At 31.0% G+C, this 21,242-nt stretch carries 20 protein-coding genes; 12 read left to right on the top strand and 8 right to left on the bottom strand.

Features of this window, described 5'->3' with window-relative positions:
* Together L8X50_RS04460 and L8X50_RS04455 are read right to left on the bottom strand one after the other, a co-directional pair.
* The coding region (locus tag L8X50_RS04460; RefSeq protein WP_263660488.1) for a cache domain-containing protein at positions 1-1,062 on the bottom strand (1,062 nt) is incomplete at its 3' end.
* A 244-nt stretch (positions 1,063-1,306) separates the two neighbouring features.
* Positions 1,307-1,903, bottom strand: a complete 597-nt coding sequence (locus L8X50_RS04455) for a peroxiredoxin (RefSeq protein WP_133319569.1) — start codon at positions 1,901-1,903, stop codon at positions 1,307-1,309.
* Between the two features lie 186 nt (positions 1,904-2,089).
* Here L8X50_RS04455 and L8X50_RS04450 point away from each other — a divergent pair, with 186 nt between their 5' ends.
* The 6 genes from L8X50_RS04450 (at position 2,090) to L8X50_RS04425 (ending at position 5,423) form a co-directional block, all read left to right on the top strand.
* Positions 2,090-2,374, top strand: a complete 285-nt coding sequence (locus tag L8X50_RS04450) for a ferredoxin, 4Fe-4S (protein ID WP_039619165.1) — start codon at positions 2,090-2,092, stop codon at positions 2,372-2,374.
* 156 nt (positions 2,375-2,530) lie between these two features.
* Entirely contained in the window at positions 2,531-2,944 is a 414-nt protein-coding gene (ndk, locus tag L8X50_RS04445; protein ID WP_039642239.1) for a nucleoside-diphosphate kinase, read from the top strand.
* Complete coding sequence (locus L8X50_RS04440) at positions 2,944-3,297, top strand: hypothetical protein (protein WP_087699608.1); 354 nt, start codon at positions 2,944-2,946, stop codon at positions 3,295-3,297. Before ndk ends, L8X50_RS04440 begins: the two co-directional genes overlap by 1 nt.
* A 14-nt stretch (positions 3,298-3,311) precedes the next feature.
* Positions 3,312-3,458: a 50S ribosomal protein L32 gene (gene rpmF / locus L8X50_RS04435; RefSeq protein WP_263660487.1), complete on the top strand. Its 147-nt coding sequence runs from the start codon at positions 3,312-3,314 to the stop codon at positions 3,456-3,458.
* Between the two features lie 5 nt (positions 3,459-3,463).
* Positions 3,464-4,453, top strand: coding sequence for a phosphate acyltransferase PlsX (plsX, locus tag L8X50_RS04430; RefSeq protein WP_263660486.1), 990 nt, complete (start codon positions 3,464-3,466; stop codon positions 4,451-4,453).
* Positions 4,440-5,423 carry a beta-ketoacyl-ACP synthase III gene (locus L8X50_RS04425; protein WP_220566603.1) on the top strand — a complete coding sequence of 328 codons (984 nt, stop codon included), beginning with the start codon at positions 4,440-4,442 and terminating at the stop codon, positions 5,421-5,423. The genes plsX and L8X50_RS04425 overlap by 14 nt, the downstream gene beginning before the upstream one ends.
* A gap of 18 nt (positions 5,424-5,441) precedes the next feature.
* Here the strand turns inward: L8X50_RS04425 and motB are convergent, their stop codons facing one another.
* From motB to polA, 3 genes are read right to left on the bottom strand one after another with little or no spacing between them, the layout of a single operon-like run.
* Positions 5,442-6,176, bottom strand: coding sequence for a flagellar motor protein MotB (motB, locus tag L8X50_RS04420; RefSeq protein WP_263660485.1), 735 nt, complete (start codon positions 6,174-6,176; stop codon positions 5,442-5,444).
* Positions 6,177-6,185: 9 nt separating this feature from the next.
* Positions 6,186-6,959 carry a flagellar motor stator protein MotA gene (gene motA / locus L8X50_RS04415; RefSeq protein WP_133319563.1) on the bottom strand — a complete coding sequence of 258 codons (774 nt, stop codon included), beginning with the start codon at positions 6,957-6,959 and terminating at the stop codon, positions 6,186-6,188.
* A gap of 12 nt (positions 6,960-6,971) precedes the next feature.
* The gene (gene polA, locus L8X50_RS04410; protein ID WP_263660484.1) at positions 6,972-9,611 is read right to left on the bottom strand and encodes a DNA polymerase I; all 2,640 of its coding nucleotides are present in this window, start codon (positions 9,609-9,611) and stop codon (positions 6,972-6,974) included.
* A gap of 130 nt (positions 9,612-9,741) precedes the next feature.
* On the opposite strand from polA, the gene L8X50_RS04405 reads away from it, so the two are divergent.
* Positions 9,742-11,094 carry an MFS transporter gene (locus L8X50_RS04405; protein WP_263660483.1) on the top strand — a complete coding sequence of 451 codons (1,353 nt, stop codon included), beginning with the start codon at positions 9,742-9,744 and terminating at the stop codon, positions 11,092-11,094.
* Positions 11,094-12,098 carry a nucleoside hydrolase gene (locus L8X50_RS04400; RefSeq protein WP_263660492.1) on the top strand — a complete coding sequence of 335 codons (1,005 nt, stop codon included), beginning with the start codon at positions 11,094-11,096 and terminating at the stop codon, positions 12,096-12,098. Before L8X50_RS04405 ends, L8X50_RS04400 begins: the two co-directional genes overlap by 1 nt.
* Here the strand turns inward: L8X50_RS04400 and L8X50_RS04395 are convergent.
* Positions 12,054-12,497 (bottom strand): YqaA family protein, encoded by a 444-nt coding sequence (locus L8X50_RS04395; RefSeq protein ID WP_263659782.1) that lies wholly within the window; start codon positions 12,495-12,497, stop codon positions 12,054-12,056. The two genes, L8X50_RS04400 and L8X50_RS04395, sit on opposite strands and share 45 nt — an antisense overlap.
* A 275-nt stretch (positions 12,498-12,772) precedes the next feature.
* Between L8X50_RS04395 and trpB the strand changes: the two genes are divergently transcribed.
* On the top strand, positions 12,773-13,948 hold the full coding sequence (trpB, locus tag L8X50_RS04390) for a tryptophan synthase subunit beta (RefSeq protein WP_263660482.1): 1,176 nt from the start codon (positions 12,773-12,775) through the stop codon (positions 13,946-13,948).
* Between the two features lie 18 nt (positions 13,949-13,966).
* On the opposite strand, the gene uvrA is transcribed toward trpB, so the two are convergent.
* The gene (gene uvrA, locus L8X50_RS04385) at positions 13,967-16,789 is read right to left on the bottom strand and encodes an excinuclease ABC subunit UvrA (protein WP_263659780.1); all 2,823 of its coding nucleotides are present in this window, start codon (positions 16,787-16,789) and stop codon (positions 13,967-13,969) included.
* 158 nt (positions 16,790-16,947) lie between these two features.
* Here uvrA and L8X50_RS04380 point away from each other — a divergent pair, with 158 nt between their 5' ends.
* The 3 genes from L8X50_RS04380 (at position 16,948) to kcuS (ending at position 20,103) form a co-directional block, all read left to right on the top strand.
* On the top strand, positions 16,948-17,661 hold the full coding sequence (locus L8X50_RS04380) for a DUF4198 domain-containing protein (protein ID WP_263659779.1): 714 nt from the start codon (positions 16,948-16,950) through the stop codon (positions 17,659-17,661).
* Positions 17,662-17,809: 148 nt separating this feature from the next.
* Positions 17,810-19,915, top strand: coding sequence for a carbon starvation CstA family protein (locus L8X50_RS04375; protein ID WP_263659778.1), 2,106 nt, complete (start codon positions 17,810-17,812; stop codon positions 19,913-19,915).
* Positions 19,912-20,103, top strand: a complete 192-nt coding sequence (kcuS, locus tag L8X50_RS04370) for a KCU-star family selenoprotein (protein ID WP_133319555.1) — start codon at positions 19,912-19,914, stop codon at positions 20,101-20,103. The genes L8X50_RS04375 and kcuS overlap by 4 nt, the downstream gene beginning before the upstream one ends.
* 60 nt (positions 20,104-20,163) lie before the next feature.
* Here kcuS and serC read toward each other — a convergent pair whose 3' ends face one another.
* A complete protein-coding gene (gene serC, locus L8X50_RS04365) occupies positions 20,164-21,240 on the bottom strand; it encodes a phosphoserine transaminase (RefSeq protein ID WP_220566596.1) in 1,077 nt (358 codons plus the stop codon).
* Positions 21,241-21,242 lie beyond the last annotated feature (2 nt).

Raw genomic sequence — 21,242 nt, 5'->3', positions numbered from 1 at the left:
CATAGCACCTAATTCATCATTAGTCTTAACATCTATCATAGCAGAATCTTTTGTTTTATGATTGATAAAGTCAAAGAAAGAGTTAAGGCCGGTAGTTATAACTGCTATAGGTTTTAAGTTTTTAATAATAGCAAATCTTACTAAGATTAAAGCTACAATAATAGCTATTAATGCAATAATAACTTGTTGGAATAAAACTTTATTAACTGCATCAGTATATACAGATTCATCTGTAATAGAACATACAATGTATTTTGGATTTAAAGTTTGATTACAAGTTGCAACTTGTGTTTTGCCTGCACCATCTTTAGCATAAAATAAGGTATCTTCTTTGCTTGGATCAATTAAATCAGGCTCTGTTTTAATAGCATTTGCTATATTAATACTTAAGTCAGTTTTAGTAAGCATTTTATCTTTATCTTCGTGGAAAATTACCATACCTTCTTTATCATATACTGCTGCATAGGAGCTTTGAGAATGCCCTATAGCTAAAACATCTTTAGAAAAAGTATGTAAATTATAGTCACCTCCCACTACCGCTAAGAGTTTTCCGTTAGCATAAACAGGAATGGCATAAGTAATTCCTATTTCTCCTGTTGTTACAGATTTATATGGATCAGTTGTTATAAATTTTCCAGCTGCTTTAGCTTCTTTATACCAACCTCTATTTTTAGTATCATAACCCTTTGATAAATCAAGTACTTGACCATCTGATTGATAATTTTTGCCACTATCTTCAAAACCAACATAAACTAGCTCAAACCCAGAAGTTTTTGCAGCTAGTTTGAGAATTTGCATAATTTGTTCTGAAGGCATATTTAAATTACTAGAAAATTGCTCTGCTAAAGATTCTATAGCTAATCTTTTAGTTTTTCCATAAAAATCATACAGAGCATTTGTATCCACCATATTGTTTACTTGTATTTCTGTTAGTAAATCAAAAGTACTATTTTTTGAATTAAAATAACTGACTAAATTAATCAGTATTACAATAGAAACTACACCTACACACATTATCCATATAAGCTTTGAAGATAAGCTCTTAGAAAATGAAAAAACCATAACAGCTCCTTAAAATTTTGTAGTAAATTTTTATACAACGATTATCATGCTATTAATACAATAAAATGACAACAAAATAATAAATATATAAAATAAAAAGTAAATTATTTATTACATGATGTCCTAGTTATAATATTTTAAAAGCATTTATCAAAAATGTATATTAATCAGTATATTTTGAGAGTATTGTAACTTTATAACACAATTTATGCTAAGCTGAAAGAAAAACTTTCAGCTTAAAAAATTATAATTTATTTTCGTTTTTACTTAGATAATCAGCAACACCTTTAGGGTCAGCCTTCATACCTTCATCGCCTTTATTCCAACCAGCTGGGCAAACTTCACCATGTTCATTAGTAAATAGCATAGTATCAACCATTCTAATCATTTCATCAATGTTTCTTCCAAGTGGTAAGTCATTTATAACTGCATGGCGGATTGTTCCATCAGCATCAAGCAAGAAAGAACCTCTTAAAGCAACTGCTTCTTCAAATAAAACATCAAAATTTCTGGCAATTTGTTTTGTTAAGTCAGCTACTAAAGGAAATTTAACTTGACCTATACCACCTTGATTTACCGGCATATTTTTCCAAGCAAAGTGAGAGAATTCGTTATCGCAAGATACACCAATTACTTCAATACCTCTATCTTTAAAATCTTGATATCTTTTATCAAAAGCAATAATTTCAGAAGGGCAAACAAAAGTAAAATCTTTTGGATAGAAAAATACTACTGCACCTTTTGGTCCTATATTTTTATAAAGATTAAAATCTCCAACTATTTCATTATTACCTAATACAGCAGGTGCTGTAAAATCAATAGCTTTTTTAGTTACTATCATCGTTTATCTCCTAATTAATAAATTTTATTTGTAACAAAATAATATCATTTGTAAATTTAAAAATTTATTAATTGTGTAAATTTGTATGTAAATTAATTTTATTATCAAAATTAAAAGATTTTAAGAATAAAATTAAGACAATTTTGATAATCTTATACTAAACTTTTAATATTTAAGGAGTAAAAAATGGCAGTTAAAATTACTGATATTTGTATAGCATGTGGTTCTTGTATAGATGAATGCCCAGTAAGCGCAATCGTAGATGATGCAAATAACCCTGAGGGCGAAGATAGATATTATGTTTATGCTGATAAATGTGTTGAATGTGTAGGACATAATGATCAGCCAGCATGTGCAAGTGCATGTCCAACTGATGGCTGTATTGTATGGAGCGATGTAGTTAGTGGTCAACCAAGTCGTGATAATATCGGAAGCGATTTAAGAGATGGCTCAACTCCGGTATTTGCTTAATTAATACCCAATACAAGCATCTTTCTAGTATTTAAGATGCTTGTAGCTTCTTCATTTTATAACTCAAAATTACAATTTTTATATAAATTTAAAGCATTTTTTGATATAATTAGCTCTTTTATAAATATAAAACTTATCTAAATTAAGGGGACGATTTTGGAAAAAACACTTTCTATTATTAAACCTGATGCAGTAAAAAAAGGCGTTATTGGTCAAATTTTAACACGCTTTGAAAGCAATGGTCTAAGAATAGCGGCTACAAAAAAAATACAGCTTTCAGAAAAAGAAGCACAAGAATTTTATGCTGTACACAAAGATAGACCATTTTTTAAAGACTTAGTTGAATTTATGATCAGTGGTCCAGTTGTGGTTTCTGTTTTAGAAGGCGAAAATGCTGTGTTAAAAAACAGAGAATTAATGGGTGCTACAAATCCAAAAGAAGCGGCTCCTGGTACTATCAGAGCAGATTTTGCAGATAGTATTGATGCAAACGCGGTTCATGGAAGCGATAGCTTAGAAAATGCAAAAATTGAAATAGAATTTTTCTTTTCAAAAACTGAAATTTTATAATGAAAATTGCCTTTGCAAAACTTAGCTCTGTAGCTTATCCTTTTAAACTAGATCTTGATAATATAGTTTTTGAAGGAACTATTACAAAAGTTAATCCAAAATTAGCTAAAATAACAGCTAATTTTAAAGGATTTACTTATAGAAATTGCGATCGATGTGGTGATGAAATGGAACTTGAAATCGATCAAAATATAGAGCTTTTTGCAAGCGATGGAATTTTTAAAGATGAAAATAATACTTTAAGTGATACTATGGAGTTTTTTGACTCTCATATTGACTTAATAGAGCTTGCTACAAGTGAATTACAATCTTACTTAAGTGATTATTTTTATTGTAATAAATGTTTAAATTAATAAAGGAGTAAAAAATGGCAGTACCTAAGAGAAGAGTGAGCAAAACTCGCGCAGCAAAACGCAGAACTCATTACAAAGTTACCCTACCTATACCTATTAAGGATAAAGATGGTAGCTACAAAATGCCTCATCGTGTAAATCCTGTAACTAAGGAATATTAAGAACAATGACGAGCATTGCTATTGATGCAATGGGTGGTGATTTTGGGGAAAAGCCTATTATAGAAGGTGTAATTCAAGCTCTAAAAGAGCGAAAATTTAAAGCCATCTTAGTAGGAGATCCTCAAAAGCTTAAAACCTTAATCCCTCAAGAATTAAACTCATATATAGAATATGAAGAGGCTTTTGATGTGTTTGCTATGGAAGAAAATTCTACAGATGCATTAAAACGAAAAGATAGTACAATCTACAAAGCCATAGATTTAGTAAGAAATCAAAAAGCAAAAGCTGTTGTGTCAGCTGGACATAGTGGAGCTACTATGAGTTTGGCTACTTTAAGACTTGGAAGATTAGCCAATATCGCTAGACCTGCAATAGCCACTTTAATGCCAAATATCCATTCAAGAACATTAGTGCTAGATGTTGGTGCAAATGTTGATTGCAAAAGTGAACATTTGTTTCAATTTGCCATTATGGGTGAAGCCTATGCTAAAGAAATTTTAAAAATTGCTAAGCCTAGAGTTGCTTTGCTTTCAAATGGTGAAGAAGAATGCAAAGGAAATGAGCTTACTAAAGAAACCCATCAACTTTTAAAGCAACTTCCAAATTTTGTCGGAAATGCTGAGGGAAGAGATATATTTAATGGCACGATAGATGTATTAGTATGCGATGGTTTTAATGGAAATATCTTACTTAAAACCGGCGAAGGCGTAGCAAGTGTTATTACAAAACTTTTAAAACAAGAAATTCAAAAATCTTTTTTATCAAAACTTGGCTATCTTTTAGCAAAACCTGCTTTTAATGAATTAAAAACCCAAATTGATTATGAAGAATATGGAGGGGCTCCACTTCTAGGTGTGAAAGAATGTGTCATTATAAGTCATGGTAAAAGCGGTCCAAAAGCTATTAAAAATGCTATTTTTCAAGCATTAAATTTTACACAATCAAATATAAATCAAACTATAGAAAAAGAACTTGCCAATTATGAAATCAACTAAAGCTTCATTAAAAAGTATAGCTTCTTACATTCCCGAAAAAATACTTAGCAATAAAGAATTAGAATCTATGGTGCAAACTAGTGATGAGTGGATATTAAGAAGAACAGGAATAGAGCAAAGACGCATAGCAAATAATGATGAAAACACAAGTGATCTTGGTACTAAAGCAGCTATCAAAGCTATACAAAGAGCGAATTTAAAACCTCAAGACATAGATGCTATTATTGTTGCTACTTTAAGTCCTGATTGCTTTACTATGCCATCAACTGCATGTAAAATTGCTCATAATCTTGGATTAAAAAACATCACTGCTTTTGACATTTCTGCAGCATGTTCAGGGTTTATTTATCTTTTAGAACTTGCTAAATCTATGGTTGAAAGCAAAACAAAGAAAAATGTTTTAATTATTGGAGCTGAAAAAATTAGCTCTATTATAGACTATACAGATAGAAGTATTTGTGTTTTATTTGGCGATGGAGCTGGTGCTGGAATTGTATCTTTAGATGATAATTATCCGATTATAGATACTCATACAGCAAGTGATGGGGAGTTTGGAGATTTATTAATAACTCAAAGATCTCAAAAAAGTAGCATTTGCTCTCCTCTTTCTATGCAAATGAAAGGAAACGAAGTATTTAAAATTGCAGTAAATACTCTAAGTAATGATGTTATTGATATTCTTGCAAAAAATAATATAAAAAGTGAAGAAATTGATCTTTTTATACCTCATCAGGCTAATTTAAGAATTATTAAAGCCGTGCAAGAAAAATTAAATTTTACAGATGAACAATGCGTAGTTACAGTGCAAAAATACGGCAATACTTCAGCAGCCTCAATACCTATGGCAATGAATGATGCTTATGAACAAGGTCGTTTAAAACAAGGCTCACTAATATTGCTTGATGCTTTTGGTGGTGGATTTACTTGGGGTTCAGCATTGCTTCGTTTTGGCGGAGAAAATAACAAATAAGTTTATAAAGCTTATTTGTTATTTAAAAGTTTCTATTTGATCTAATACTGACTTTCTAACTTGATTGTCTGAAGAATCTACACGAATATAAAACTCTACCCTATTATTTATTTCATCTTCTTTATTTGCACTTAAAGGGTAATTATCACCAAAACTTACAATTATAAGTTGAGTTGGATCGATTCCTTTAGCTATTAAATAATCGGCTACAACTTGAGATCTTTTACTAGCTAAATCAAAATTTCTCTTAGGATCCCTATCGCTTGCATCAGTATAACCTCTAAGTTCTATTTGAGCTTGCTTTGGCATTTTCTTAAGCACTTCACTAATACGCTTTAAAAAATCTTGTACATCAGCAGAATCAATCTGAATACTACCCCTAGCAAATTCAACTCTAGCTGGTAAATTTAAAACTATATTATTTTCTCTTTGATCTAATGCTGCTTTTAATTTTTCTATATTTTCTTGTTGAGTAATACTTAATTTCTTAAGTTTTTCAAGCTCTTCTACATTTGCATTTGAAGGTGCGCTATATTTATTATGCACTTCACTTTCTTTTTCTAAAGGACTAGAAGCAGTGAATTCAAAAATTTTAACAAATTCAGTTTTCAAGGCTTCAGTTTTTGCAGGATTACTTTCAGAAATCGCCCAAAGAGCAATAAAAAGCGCCAAAAGCAAACTTAAAAAGTCTGCATAAGGCACTGCCCATTTTTCACCTGCTGGACATTCTGGACATTTATGTTTTTTTCCCATTTTTAACTCTTATTTATCAAATTGAGAAATTCTAGGCTCATCATGACTTAAATAGTTAAATAACTTTGCCTCCAAATCTCTTGGATTAGCTCCTTCTGCAATACTTACAATAGCGTGAGAAATAACTATTCTTTCCTTAATTAAATCATGTGAATTAGCTTTCATTTTATTACCCCAAGGCCCAAATAAAGCATAAGCACCAAAAATTCCCGTAACAGTTGCTGTAAAAGCTCCTGAAATACCCGCTGCCATAGCCTGTGGATCATCGAGTAGTTTAAGTGCTAAAATCAATCCAAAAACAGCGCCAACAAGCCCCATAGTAGGACAAGTTTCACCAAAGCGTATCCAATATTCTGCACATTCTTTATAATATTCTTCCATTTCTTCTACTTGAATTTCCATACTTTCTTTAATTTCTTCTACGCTCTTACCATCTACCATCATCATCATAGCTTCTTTTAAGAACTCATTGTCAATTTCATTAGTTTTTGACTCTAAAGCCAAAAGTCCATCTCTTCTTGCTATAACAGAGTATTCTACAAGCTCAGCTATTCTTTGACTTAAATTTACCCCCGAACCTTTAAAAACTACCTTTAATTCCTTATATGCACCTTTAACAATTTTTTTATGTGTAGAAGTCATTGCGCAAAAAGCTGCTGTAGGCACCACGATAATAAAAGACGCTAAGTGTAAAACATGCAAAGGGTTACCACCCTCTAAAATATCCCCTACAGAAATACTAACAACAGCTAATACCATCCCAAGTATGGTTGAAAGATCCATTAAACATTCTCCTTATTTTAATATACCCCAATTTTTGGCAATACTTGATGAAGTTTTTAATTTAACTTTTAATTTTACAATATTTTCCATAATATCACTAGCTTTTTTTGCAAAATCCTCACAAAGTTCATCTTTTACTTCAAAAATAAGCTCATCATGAATTTGCAAAATTAAGCGTTTGTTTTCATCCAAATTTCTACTTATTTCTATCATTGCCAATTTTATTATATCGGCAGCTGAACCTTGAAGTATAGAGTTAATACTCTCTCTTTCATGCATTGCAATTTGCATAGGCTTTGCATTTTCAAAATCAAAATAACGCTTACGACCTAGCAAAGTACTTATAAAGCCATTTTGCTTAGCTTCATTTTTTACCTTTTCAAAATAAGTTTTAATACTAGTAAAATTCTCAAAATATTTTTCAATATATTCTTTAGCCAACTTTGCTTCTATTTTTAAATTTTGACTCAAAGTCTTATAACCCATACCATAAATAAGACCAAAATTTATACTTTTAGCAATACTTCTTGTCTCATAATCACTATGGCCAAAAATCATAATAGCAGTTTTTGCATGAATATCCTCATCGTTTGAAAACGCTTCTAATAATTTCTCATCTTCACTAAAATGTGCTAGCATTCTAAGCTCAATTTGTGAATAATCAAGTGAGATAAAACTAAATCCTTCTTTTGCAATAAAGCAAGATTTATAATCCTTAGCATATTGACCATGTGCAGGGATATTTTGCAAATTTGGATCTTTTGATGAAAGGCGTCCAGTAGCTGTTCCTGTTTGCAAAAAACTTGAATAAATTCTTGAATTTTCATCTTTTTTAGCTAATTTTAACAAAGGTTCACAATAAGTAGAAACTAATTTTGCAAGCTCTCTGTAAGCTAAAATTTCTTTTACAATCAAATGTTCATCTAAAATAGCATTTAAAACCTTTTCATCAGTAGAATAACCTGTCTTACCTTTTTTACCACTTGGTAATTTTAATTTTTCAAATAAAATATCCCCTACTTGTTTAGGAGAGTTAATATTAAATTTTTCACCCGCTAAATCATATATTTTTTCACTTAGTATTTTAATATCTTGATTAAAACTTTGCATTAAGTTTTCAAGCTTTTGAGTGTCAAGTTTAATGCCATTATTTTCCATCATAATAAGCACTTTGATAAATTCAAACTCACTTTTTTGTGCAAGTTCAAATAAAGGCTTTTCTAAATTTTTTAAAAAATACAAATAAAATCTTAAAGTAATATAAGCATCTTCAGCAGCATATTTACAAGCTTTTTCTACATCCACTCCTGCAAAGTTTTCTCCTTTTTTTACCAAGTCTTCAAAATGTAAAGTCTCATAAGCAAACAATCTTTTTGCCAAATCATCCATATTTACACGCAAACTTGGCTCTTTAAGCCATGCAAGTATCATAGTATCAGCATAGTTTTTTGGAGGAAGTAAATTAAAATTATTTTTTATGATTTCAAAGTCATATTTAAGATTATGGCCTATAACCGTGCTTTGATATATTTTTTCTATACCCTTTTTAGCTACTTGCATAGAAATTTGCTTACAAACTCCTAAATAATCATGTGCAAGTGGCACATAAAAGGCTTCACTTTCATGAAAACAAAAACTAAACCCTATTATCTTAGCTTCTTTAGTATCCAAGCCCGTAGTTTCGGTGTCAAAAGCAACAATACTTTGATCATCAATTTTTTCTAAAATTTCAAATAATTCTTTCTCATCTAAAATTAATCTTGCATTAAATCCTAAATTTTTATCTTTATTAGTAGGATTAGTGCGTAGTTTTTTTAACAAAGCATTTAATTCATAATGCTCTAAAATATCCATAATCTTAAGCAAAGGCTCATCTTTTGGATACTCACAATTTAAAAGCATATCTTTTACATCTAAATTTTCATACAAAGAAGCAAGTTTTTTGCTCAAAAAGGCATTTTCTTTGCCTTCAAGCAACAAATTACGACTTCTCTCATTACGCACTAGTGTTAAGTTTTCATAAATTCCTTCAATACTTTCAAACTCATCAAGTAAATTCTTAGCACCCTTAGCACCAATTCCTTTTACCCCTGGGATATTATCTGAACTATCTCCACATAGAGCTAAAAAATCTCTTATTTGGCTAGGTTTTACCCCATATTTTTCCAAACACCCTGCTTCATTATAATCATTTTTTGAAATAGGGCTATAAATACTAACTTTATCATCTTTTATAAGTTGATACAAATCTTTATCTTGAGTGATAATTCTTATAAAAATATCCTTACTTTCACACTCTTTAACTAAAGATGCGATGATATCATCAGCCTCATATCCTTCGCAAGAAAAACTTGAAAAACCCATTTTTTCTATCATTTGAATGCAAATTGGAATTTGAGCTAATAAATCAGGTGGAGGTGGAGTGCGGTTGATTTTATAATTTGGATCAATTTCACTTCTAAAAGTTTTTCCTTTACTATCAAGAGCAAAAATAATCATATCACTAGGATGTTCATTTTTCAAACTATAAATAAAATTAGCAAAACCACTAATCATATTACTAGGCTCACCTTTTGAATTTTTCAACCCCTTTAAAGCATAAAAAAGTCTAAAGAAAAAGCCAAAAGTATCAATTATTGTTAAAGTTTTCATTTTTTTCCTATATTAAAAAATAATAATAATTATCGCCCAAAATTATTTAAAAGTCGGTAAAAAGTATTAAATTTCCATTTTAAGCATTTTAGTTACAATTATATTTTAAATTTAAAACAAAGGTTTAATCTTGCAAACAAAATCAATCGCGGATGAAAATTTTCAAACTCCACAAGGAAAAAAGGCATTTAAAAAGGCTGTGTTTTCATGCTGGCTAGGAACTGCCATGGAATATGCAGATTTTGCACTTTATGGCTTAGCTGCAGCTACTGTTTTTTCAGAAGTTTTCTTTCCTGAACAAACTCCTGTTATAGCATTATTGCTTAGTTTTGTTACTTATGGTATAGGTTTTATTGCTAGACCTATTGGAGCTTTATTTTTTGGATATTTAGGAGATAAATACGGAAGAAAAAATGTATTAATGAGCACCATTGCATTAATGGGTATTTCAACTACTTTAATTGGTTTTATACCAAGTTATGCAGTAATTGGAATTTGGGCTCCTATATGTTTGGTTATTTTGCGTTTTATGCAAGGCTTTGGAGCAGGTGCTGAGCTTTCAGGTGGGACTGTCATGCTTGGAGAATATGCTCCTAGCAAACATAGAGGTTTAATCTCTTCTGTTATAGCACTTGGATCAAACAGCGGAACCTTGCTTGCGGCTTTCGTGTGGCTTTTAGTTACAAGTATGGATGATGCTAGTTTTAAAGAATGGGGATGGAGAATTCCTTTTATAGGAAGTATTTTTATAGCACTTTTTGCTGTTTATATGCGTTTAAATGTAAAAGAAACTCCTGTTTTTGAAAAACAAAAAGAATTAATGCTAAAAATTCGTCATGAAAATGAAGCACATATGAAAGAAGATGAAAGAACTTTTTGGCAGAAAAGTCGTGCATTTTGGACTATGGTGGGTATAAGGATAGGAGAAAATGGACCATCTTATCTTGCACAAGGCTTTATAGTAGGTTATGTAACTAAAATTTTACTTCTTGATAAATCAGTAGCCACAACTGCTGTTGTTATCGCTTCTTTGGTGGGATTTTTGGTTATACCTTTAGCAGGATATTTAAGTGATAAATTTGGAAGGCGTATTACTTATAGAACCTTTTGCTTGCTTTTAATGCTTTATGCTTTCCCTGCTTTTATGCTACTTGATAGTAAAAATGAAATTATTGTAATTTTAACTATCATTGTAGGTATGTCTTTAGCATCTTTAGGAATTTTTGGCGTACAAGCTGCGTGGGGTGTGGAGCTTTTTGGAGCAAAAAATCGCTATACCAAAATGGCACTAGCAAAAGAATTTGGCTCTATACTTTCAGGAGGAACCGCTCCTATGATAGCTTCAGCTTTGCTTGCTTATTATGGCACTTGGTGGCCAATAGCCTTGTATTTTGTTATCACTGCAGGAATTGGTTTTATCACAACTTTCTTTGCACCAGAAACTAGAGGCAGGGATTTAAATTTAATAGAAGATGCGATATGATACGCCTTATTTTAGATACTGATATAGGCAATGGAATAGCAGGGGCTAATACTGATGATGGTTTAGCCCTTGGACTTATTTTAGCCTCCAAAGAAATCAAACTTGAAATGATTAGCACTTTAAGTGGTAATGTGCAAGCTTTAACCGCTTATAGTGTTGCTAAAGATTTATTAAATAAGCTTAATCTAGATATACCTTTGTATTTAGGTGCTCATGAAGCTTTATGTGAAGATAGTCATTTTTGGAGACAAAGACTAGATAAAGGCGTAGAAGAGTTTAAGCTTACTCATCTTTGGGATCATATAAAACCTATAAAAATCTTAGAAAACATAAACCCAAATGCTTGTATGAAAATGGGTGAGCTTATTATGCAAAACCCAGGTGAAATTTCAATTTGCGCTATAGGGCCTTTAACAAATATAGCCATAGCTATGAAGCTTTTTAAAGACTTTGATAAAAATGTAAAAGAAATTTTTATCATGGGTGGAAGTTTTGATATGCCTTATCATATCAAAGATACAAATTTTGGCTTTGATCCTGAAGCTGCTAGTATAGTTTTAAACTCAAGAGCTAAAATCACACTTGTTCCTTATAATGCAACAATGCAAACTATGCTCACGCATGAAGATTTAAATACTTTAGAAAATCAAAATCCACTTTGTGATTTTTTAGTGCAGACTTTAAGAGTTTGGATTGATTATGCAAGCAAAACAAGAGGCACAAATGGCACATGGATACACGATGCATTAACTATTGCTTATATGCTTGATCCAAATTTAGCAAATTTTGATGAGTATTTAGTAGATGTCATTTGTGATAGTACTTTTGCTAGAGGAAGCACGATAAGGTGTTTTAAAGATGCAAAAATGCCTATGAAAAATCATGAATTAAAAAACACCATAAAAGTTTTAAAAGATGTTGATAATGCTAGACTTTTAAATCTTTTAAAATCAAGGCTTTTAAATGGAATTTGCTATGAAAATTACAAAAGCATAACGACTTAATTTACCCAAGGCTATAAAAATACTTGCTTTTAAAAAAGAATACTTAGCAAATCCAAGCCCTAGTGCAAAAAGATCTCCCACTATGGGCAAAAAAGTAAAAAAAGCATACAAAGAGCCAAATTTTTTAAAGTTTGCATTGATTTTTTCTAATTTACATAAAGAGTTTTTAAAATATTTTTCCAAAATTTGACTCTCTCCAAAATAAGCTAATGCATAAGTACTTAAACTACCCAAAGTATTCCCCAAGCTTGCTATAAATAAAACCATATAAGCATTAAAATCTAATTTCACAAAAGCAAGCACAAAAGCCTCACTAGCCATAGGCAAAAGTGTGCTAGAGAGAAAACATACTATAAAAAGCCCTATATAACTTATATCATTATATAAAAAATCAAACATTATAAATTTTCTTAGTATTTATTTTATAAACTATCATTTTAAAGAATTTTTAATAATAATTATCTTAGAATGTAAAGTCATTTGGCAATTTTTTAAAAGGAAAAACTATGGAAAGGAAAAAATTTTCTAAACTAAATTTAGAATACTCATTTAACAAAGCTTCTTTTTCTTGGCGTTAAGCCTGCTACTACATTTTCAATCATTTTTATTTTACATTTTTAGTTTTAGTTGATCATTTTTTGATTTTAAATTATTAATCATTTTAAGGAAATACTATGAAAAAATATTATGGAAAATTTGGTGGGCAATTTGTGCCAAATGAAGTAAAAATAGCATTAGATGAAGTAGAAAAAGCTTTTTTAAAACTCAAAAAAGATAAAGATTTTAACACAGAATTAAAAGAACTCTTAGCTAATTATGTGGGAAGACCTACGCCTTTATACCATGCTAAAAATTTAAGCAAGCTTTATAATCATGAAATTTATTTAAAAAGAGAAGACTTAACTCACACAGGAGCTCATAAGATCAACAATGCCATAGCTCAAGCCTTAATGGCAAAGAAAATGAATAAGAAAAAAATTATTGCAGAAACTGGAGCAGGACAACACGGGCTTGCAACAGCTACTGCAGCAGCACTTTTAGGACTTGAGTGTGAGATATTTATGGGAGCTATTGATGTAAAAAGACAAGCCTTAAATGTCTATAAAATGGAGCTTTTAGGAGCAAAAGTTCATGCGGTAGAAAGTGGAAGTAAAACTTTAAGTGATGCGGTAGATGAGGCTTTAAAGTTTTGGGTTAAAAATACCAAAGAAGTATTTTATGTAGTAGGAAGTGCAGTGGGGCCTTATCCTTATCCGCAAATTGTTACGCATTTTCAAAGTATTATAGGTAAAGAATGTAAAATGCAACTTAGAAAATTAAATAAAAAAGTTGATTACATCATAGCAGCAGCTGGAGGTGGTAGCAATGCTGCTGGAATTTTTCATGCATTTTTAAAAGATGAAAAAGTTAAACTCATAGGCGTTGAAGCAGCAGGTTTAGGAAAAGATACACCTTATCATGCAGCCACACTTACTAAAGGTAAAGAGGGTATTATCCATGGTATGAAAACTAAAGTTTTACAAGATGATAAAGGAAACATTGCTCATACTTTTAGTATTTCTGCTGGGCTTGATTACCCTGGCATAGGGCCTTTGCACGCATATTTGCAAGAAAGTAAAAGAGCAAGTTATCATGCTATTAGTGATGATGAGTGTATTAATGCTTTAAAATTATTATGTAAAGAAGAAGGTATTATACCCGCTATTGAAAGCTCACATGCATTAGCTTATTTAGAAAAAATTTGTCCGACTTTAAAGAAAAAAAGTGTGATAGTTGTAAATCTTTCAGGAAGAGGAGATAAAGATATGCAAAGTATTTATGAATATAAAAAAGGTGAAATTTATGGTTGAAGAATAACTTCAACCAATTTATTTTTTTGTGTTTTTTAACTCTAAATTTAGATAATACCCTGTGTAAGAACCACTTTTTTCATGATTTTTAGCAAGCTCTTCAACGCTACCTTTAGCTATAACCTTACCACCTTTAACTCCACCTTCAGGTCCCATATCGATGATATAATCAGCATTTTTAATCACATCTAAATTATGCTCTATCACAAACACACTATTTCCAAGATCAACTAAATGTTGCAAAACTACAATAAGTTTATTAACATCTTCAAAATGAAGTCCTGTTGTAGGTTCATCTAAAATATAAAGAGTTTTTCCTGTATCGCTTCTACTTAATTCTTTAGCTAGCTTAATACGCTGAGCCTCCCCGCCACTTAAAGTAGTTGCATTTTGTCCTAAGGTAAGATAATCAAGCCCAACTTTTACCAAAGTATCAAGTTTTTGTTTTATTTTTGGTACAGAAGTAAAAAACTCACTTGCTTCAATAATACTCATATTTAAAACATCAGCTATGCTTTTACCTTTATATTTGATCTCTAAAGTTGCATCATTATATCTTTTGCCATTACAAACATCACAAGTTACCATCACATCAGGCAAAAAGTGCATTTCTATTTTAATTTCACCATCTCCGCTACACTTTTCACATCTTCCACCTTTAACATTAAAAGAAAAACGCCCTGCTTTATAACCTCGCATTTTAGCTTCTTTGGTAGCTGCAAAAAGATTACGAATTTCATCCATAGCACCTGTATAAGTAGCGGGATTTGAACGAGGAGTCCTTCCTATAGGACTTTGATCAAGATAAATTACCTTATCAAGTTTTTCCAAACCTTCTATCTTAGCCCCACTTAGTTTTTTAACTTTTTTAGCACGGTTAAGCTCTTCTTTTGCAAATGGAAGCAAAGTTTGCAAGATTAGCGAGCTTTTACCACTTCCTGAAACACCTGTAATTGCTACTAAATTATGCAATGGAAAATCTACACTTAAATTTTGAATATTATTAATGCTCACATCTTTTAAACTAATAAAATCTTTTTGTTCTCTATTTTTTTGATGGGCAATTTGCTTTTTACCACTCATATAAAGGGCGGTTTGACTTTTGCTTTTTAATAATTCTTTATAAGTTCCACTAAATACAACTTCACCACCAAATTTACCAGCATTTGGACCAATATCTACGATAAAATCTGCTTCTTCTATTGTCATTTTATCATGCTCAACCACGATTAAAGTATTACCCTTTTGCTGAAGATTTCTTAAAGTTTTAATGAGTTTTGCTGTATCTCGCTCATGCAAACCAATGCTAGGCTCGTCTAAAACATACATCACTCCACTTAAACCACTACCAATTTGAGATGCTATACGAATTCTTTGAGCTTCACCCCCACTAATTGTTCTTGCATCACGCCCTAAGGATAAATACCCAAGTCCTACATCATAAAGAAAAAACAATCTTTCATTAATTTCTTTAAAAATAGGCTTAGCTATCAATCTTTCTTGCTCACTCAAATATGCAAAATTAGCTTCTTTTGAAAAAAATGCAGTGGTATTTTCTATACTCATATCTAAAATTTCACCCAAATTTTTTTCAGCAACTTTTACAGCTAAACTTTCAGCTCTTAAACGATGACCATTGCAATCTTTACAAGTTTTTTCGCTCATATACTCGCTTAAATCTTTTTCATCTTTTAGCATTTCATAAGCATATTTAACTGCACCTTCAAATTTGCGATTTAAGCGATGTCTTTTCCATAAAAAGTTAATTTCCTTGGCATTACCATAAAGTACTAGACGCTTTTCTTCTTCGCTTAGCTCATTATATGGAATTTTTACCCTTATATCATTTTGCTCGCAAAAGGCCATTAAAAACTTATAGTAATAACTTTTATTAAACCCATATAATAGCTTTACAGCTCCTGCTTCTAGGCTTAATTCTTCATTGATAAGCTTTTTCATATCTAGCGTATATCTTATACCAAGACCATCACAACTTGGACAAGCACCTTTTGGAGAATTAAAAGAAAAACTCAAAGGCTCAAGCAAAGGAAAGGAAATTTTACAATCAAAACAAGCATTATGCTCACTATAATGAAAATGTTTTGCTATGTTTAATTCTTCATTATTTAAAACTTCAATTTCCACTTCACCAAAGCTCTCACTAAGACCTTTTTCTATATCGCTTGCAAGTCTTGCCAACATATCATCTTGCATTTGGAGTCTATCTATCACAAGCTTTATTGTATGTTTTTTAGTTTTAGCAAGCTCAATATCCTCATCAAGACGCGTTAAAACCCCATCAATTTGTGCTCTAACATAGCCTTTTGCGACTAAATTTTCCAAAAGATCTGCAAAAGTTCCCTTTTTTTCTTTGATCAAAGGAGCATAAATGATGATTTTTGCCCCTTTTGGAAGCTTTAAGATTTCACCTACGATATCTGCTGCACTCATAGATGAGATTTTTTGGCCACATTGATGACAATGTTGTGAGCCAATCCTTGCATATAAAAGTCTTAAATAATCATAAATTTCAGTAATAGTCCCAACAGTTGATCGAGGATTTTTAGAAGTTGTTTTTTGATCAATAGCAATAGCAGGAGTTAAACCTTCTATTTTATCAACATTTGGTTTACCAACTTTATCTAAAAACTGCCTTGCATAAGCACTTAAACTCTCAATATAGCGGCGTTGTCCTTCTGCATAAAGCGTACCAAAAGCTAAAGTGGATTTACCACTTCCACTAAGTCCTGTAAAAACTATAAGCTTATTTTTAGGAATTTCTAGGTTGATATTTTTAAGATTATTCTCTTTAGCACCAATTATATTAATAGTATCATTCATAACTTTTCCTAAATATTTAAAAATAAATTTATGATTTTAACATAAGAAAAATTAAAATATTTTTCTTTTTTATAAAGGAAAAATTAAAATACATTCTTAAGTTTTATATAAATAAAAATATATATAATGATTATCAAAATTATTTTAAAGGAGAAAAAATGAAATTTTCAAAAATGGTGTTTTTGAGTTTTTTTATAGCAAGTTCTGCTTTAGCTCATCAATTCTTTCCTATGCAAACTAGCAATGGATATGAAGTAGGTTTTTGGGCTGATGATCACTGGGGACAATATCAACCTGATAGGGTTTTTGGTATAAGTGCAAAAGATTCTCAAGGAAAAAATTTAAAAGCTGGCTATGACTACGAAAATAACAAAATATTTATTGAGGGAAAACCTGCTGTTGCAAGTGTTAATTATGATTTTGGATATTACACATTTACAAAAGATGGAAAACATTATGCACAAAAAAGATCTGATATTACAGATATTACTGGTGCAAATGAAGTCACTCAAACAAGAAAAATTTTCAAAATGGGAAAAAGTATTTTTTCTTGGGATGAAGGTTCAAAAAAACCATTAGGATTAAAATTTGAAATAGTTCCTTTACATAATCCTTTAACACTACATGAAGGAGATAAATTAAAACTCCAAGTTTTACTAGATGGAAAACCCGTAAAAGGAGTTGAATTTGAAGATCAAAATGATGATATCGACAACATAGCAACAAATGAAAAAGGTATAGCAACAATCACACTCACAAAACCAAAAGATGGTTTACAAATAATAGCTGCAAACATCAAATTACCATACAATCTAGACAGATATGGCGATACTCTACAATTGACAGCGACACTAAGTTTTAAATCTAAATAATTTCAAATTCTTAGTCAATAAAATTAATTTTTAATTGACTAAGAAATATGTTACATTTTGTAATATATTAATTTTTTATTTATCCTATATAGCAATAAAATATAATTCTACGATACACTAAATAAATTCACTAAAGCAAAGGAATTAAATGAATATTACTAACAAAATATTATGGTTTTTTGTTGCCATTGTCGGTGCTGTTTGTTTTGGCATATTAGCACTCCAAAATGGCGAAAGTATTTCAGCGATTTATCTTGTTATTGCTGCTTTATGTATTTATATCATAGGGTATAGATTTTATGGTAGATATATTGCCTATAAGGTGCTAGAGCTAGATAAAAACAGAGCAACTCCTGCTGTAGTTAAAAATGACGGATGTGATTTTGTCCCTACAAATAAAATTGTGCTTTTTGGACATCATTTTGCCGCTATCGCAGGAGCTGGTCCTTTGGTAGGTCCTATACTTGCTGCACAAATGGGTTATTTACCCTCTATGCTTTGGATATTAATAGGCGGTGTTTTAGCAGGTGCGGTACATGATTTTGTAGTTTTATTTATATCTACGCGTCGTAATGGAAAATCTTTAGGAGAGATGATAAAAGATGAATTAGGACAATTTATCGGCGCAATAGCAATGATTGCTATATTTGGAATTATGCTTATAATTATTGCGATTTTAGCTATGGTTGTTGTAAAAGCTTTAGCAGAATCTCCATGGGGATTATTTACCATCGCAATGACCATTCCTATTGCTGTTTTTATGGGAATTTATATGAGATTTTTAAGACCTGGTAGGGTTGGTGAAGCTTCTATTATAGGTTTTATATTGCTCGTATTAGCCATACATTATGGAAGTGAAATAGCTGCTGATCCTTATTGGGCGAAAATATTTACCTTTGATGCACCAACTTTAGCGCTTATTATGATGGCTTATGGTTTTATAGCTGCAATTTTACCTGTTTGGTTTTTACTTGCTCCAAGAGATTATTTATCAACTTTTTTAAAAATCGGTGTTATTGTGGTTATGGCTTTAGCTATTGTATTTGTAGCACCTGATCTTCAAATGCCAAAAATTAATTCTCAATATTTAGATGGAAGTGGGCCTGTATTTGCTGGAGCAATTTTTCCATTTTTATTTATTACCATTGCATGCGGAGCTATTAGTGGTTTTCATGCATTAATTTCAAGTGGCACAACTCCTAAAATGCTTGAAAATGAAACTCATGCATTAGCTGTTGGATATGGCTCTATGCTTATGGAAAGTGCTGTGGCTATCATGGCTTTAATTTGTGCTTGTATTTTACACCCTGGTCTTTACTTTGCCATCAATGCGCCTGCTGCTACTATAGGTGTAGATGTTGCAAATGCAGCTGCTGCTATTTCTAGCTGGGGTTTTAAAATAACTCCTGAAGAAATCACTACTTTAACTACAAATATAGGCGAACAAAGCATATTATCAAGAACTGGTGGGGCACCAACATTTGCTGTAGGTGTTGCTTTAATTTTACATGAATTATTTGGTGGAGTGAATTTAATGGGCTTTTGGTATCACTTTGCTATTTTATTTGAAGCCTTGTTTATTTTAACTGCAGTTGATGCTGGGACAAGAGCTTGTAGATTTATGGCTCAAGATATATTGGGTAATGTTTATAAACCTTTAGGAAATATCAATAATACCTTAGCAGGAATTTTTGCAACAGCTTTAAGTGTTGGTGGATGGGGGTATTTTCTCTACCAAGGAGCGATAGATCCAAAAGGTGGAATTTACTCATTATGGCCACTTTTTGGAGTGAGTAATCAAATGCTTGCTGGTATGGCATTGCTTTTAGCAAGTGCGATTTTATTTAAAATGGGGAAGGCAAGATATACTTGGATTACTCTCATACCTGCTTGTTTTGTTTTAATCGCAACACTTTATGGAGGTATTCAAAAAATTCTTCCTTACAAAGAAGGAGATCCAATCCATAATGCTATAAGTCATGTTGCTGCTGTACAAATAAATACACAAAAAATACAAGAATTTAATTTAAAACTTTCTCAAACACAAGATGAAGCAATAATCGAGCAAATCAAAAAAGATATAAAATTAGCATCTCAAGCTAAAAATTCCAATTTAATAAATGCAATTTTATGTGTGTTTTTCATGATTACCACTTTGCTTGTTATACTTTCTTGTTTTGGAATTTTTATCAAAAAATTAAACATTCCTTTAAAAGAAAGCCCTTATATAGCATTAAAAAAGGAAAAAACATGATAAAAAAACTTAAATTATGGTATGAAAAATCCGAAAGGTTTTTTCATCCCTTAGTTGGAGTTGCAAGCTATGATAAATATCTTGAACATATGAGAGAAAAACATCCTAAAGCACCTTGTAAAAGTAGAAAAGAATTTTTTAAAGATTTTCTTGAAAAAAAATACAATAGTGGCTTAGGAAAATGCTGATAAATATTAAAGAGTAAAGTTTTTACTATACAAATGATTTTTGGTGAAAATCACCAAAAATCAAGCATGTTTTTTTGCAAAAGCTTTCATAAATTCACTTAACTTTTGAACCTTTTCAATACTGATAGAATTATAAATACTAGCACGAATTCCACCTAAAATTTTATGTCCTTTAAGACCTATCATACCATTTTCTTCAGCTTCTTTTACAAAAACTGGCTCTAAGTTTTTATCATAAGCTATATTAAAACTAACATTCATTAATGATCTATCCTCTTTTTTGGCATGACCTTTATAAAAACCATTACTCTCATCAATCACATCGTATAAAATTTTGGCTTTTTGTATATTTTGCTCATTGATTTTGTCTAATCCACCTTGATTTAAAAGCCATTTCATTTCAAGATTAAACATATATATAGCAAAGGTTGCTGGAGTATTAAATAAAGAATTATTTTCAGCATAAACGCTATATTTTAACATACTAGGTATATTTTTGTTTTTACTACGCTCTATCATATCTTTACGCACAAAAGCACAAGCAAGCCCTGAAATTCCTGCATTTTTTTGCACCCCACCAAAAAGCATAGCAATATTAGAAAAATCTATCTTTTTAGAGAAAAAATCACTAGAAGCATCAATTATCAAAGGACTTTTAGTCTTTGGATAGCTTTTATATTGAGTTCCATAAATGGTATTATTAGAGCATATATAAGCATAATCTGCATTATCGCTAAATTCAAATTGTGGGATATGATCAAACTCACTTTCTTGAGTGCTTGCTACTATTTTTGTATTTACTCCTAAAATTTCAGCTTCTTTAATAGCCTTTTTAGTCCAAACTCCCGTATTAGTAAATTCACAAACTCCACCCATATATAAATTCATAGGTATCATAGCAAATTGCAAACTAGCCCCACCTTGCATTAAAAGCACTTCATAATCATCATTTACACCATAAAGTTCTTTTGCCATTTTGATAGCTTCAAAATGCACTTCTTCAAAAACCTTTCCACGATGAGAAACTTCCATAATAGAAAAGCCTTTACCATGATAATCAAACAAATGTTCCCTAGCTTCTTTTAAAACCTCATCAGGCAGGTTTGAAGGACCTGCACTAAAATTCATCACTCTCATTT

It is taken from the genome of Campylobacter sp. CNRCH_2013_0898h (assembly GCF_025772965.1).
Lineage (GTDB): Bacteria > Campylobacterota > Campylobacteria > Campylobacterales > Campylobacteraceae > Campylobacter_D > Campylobacter_D lari_D.
This window is presented reverse-complemented; position numbering and strand designations above follow the sequence as displayed.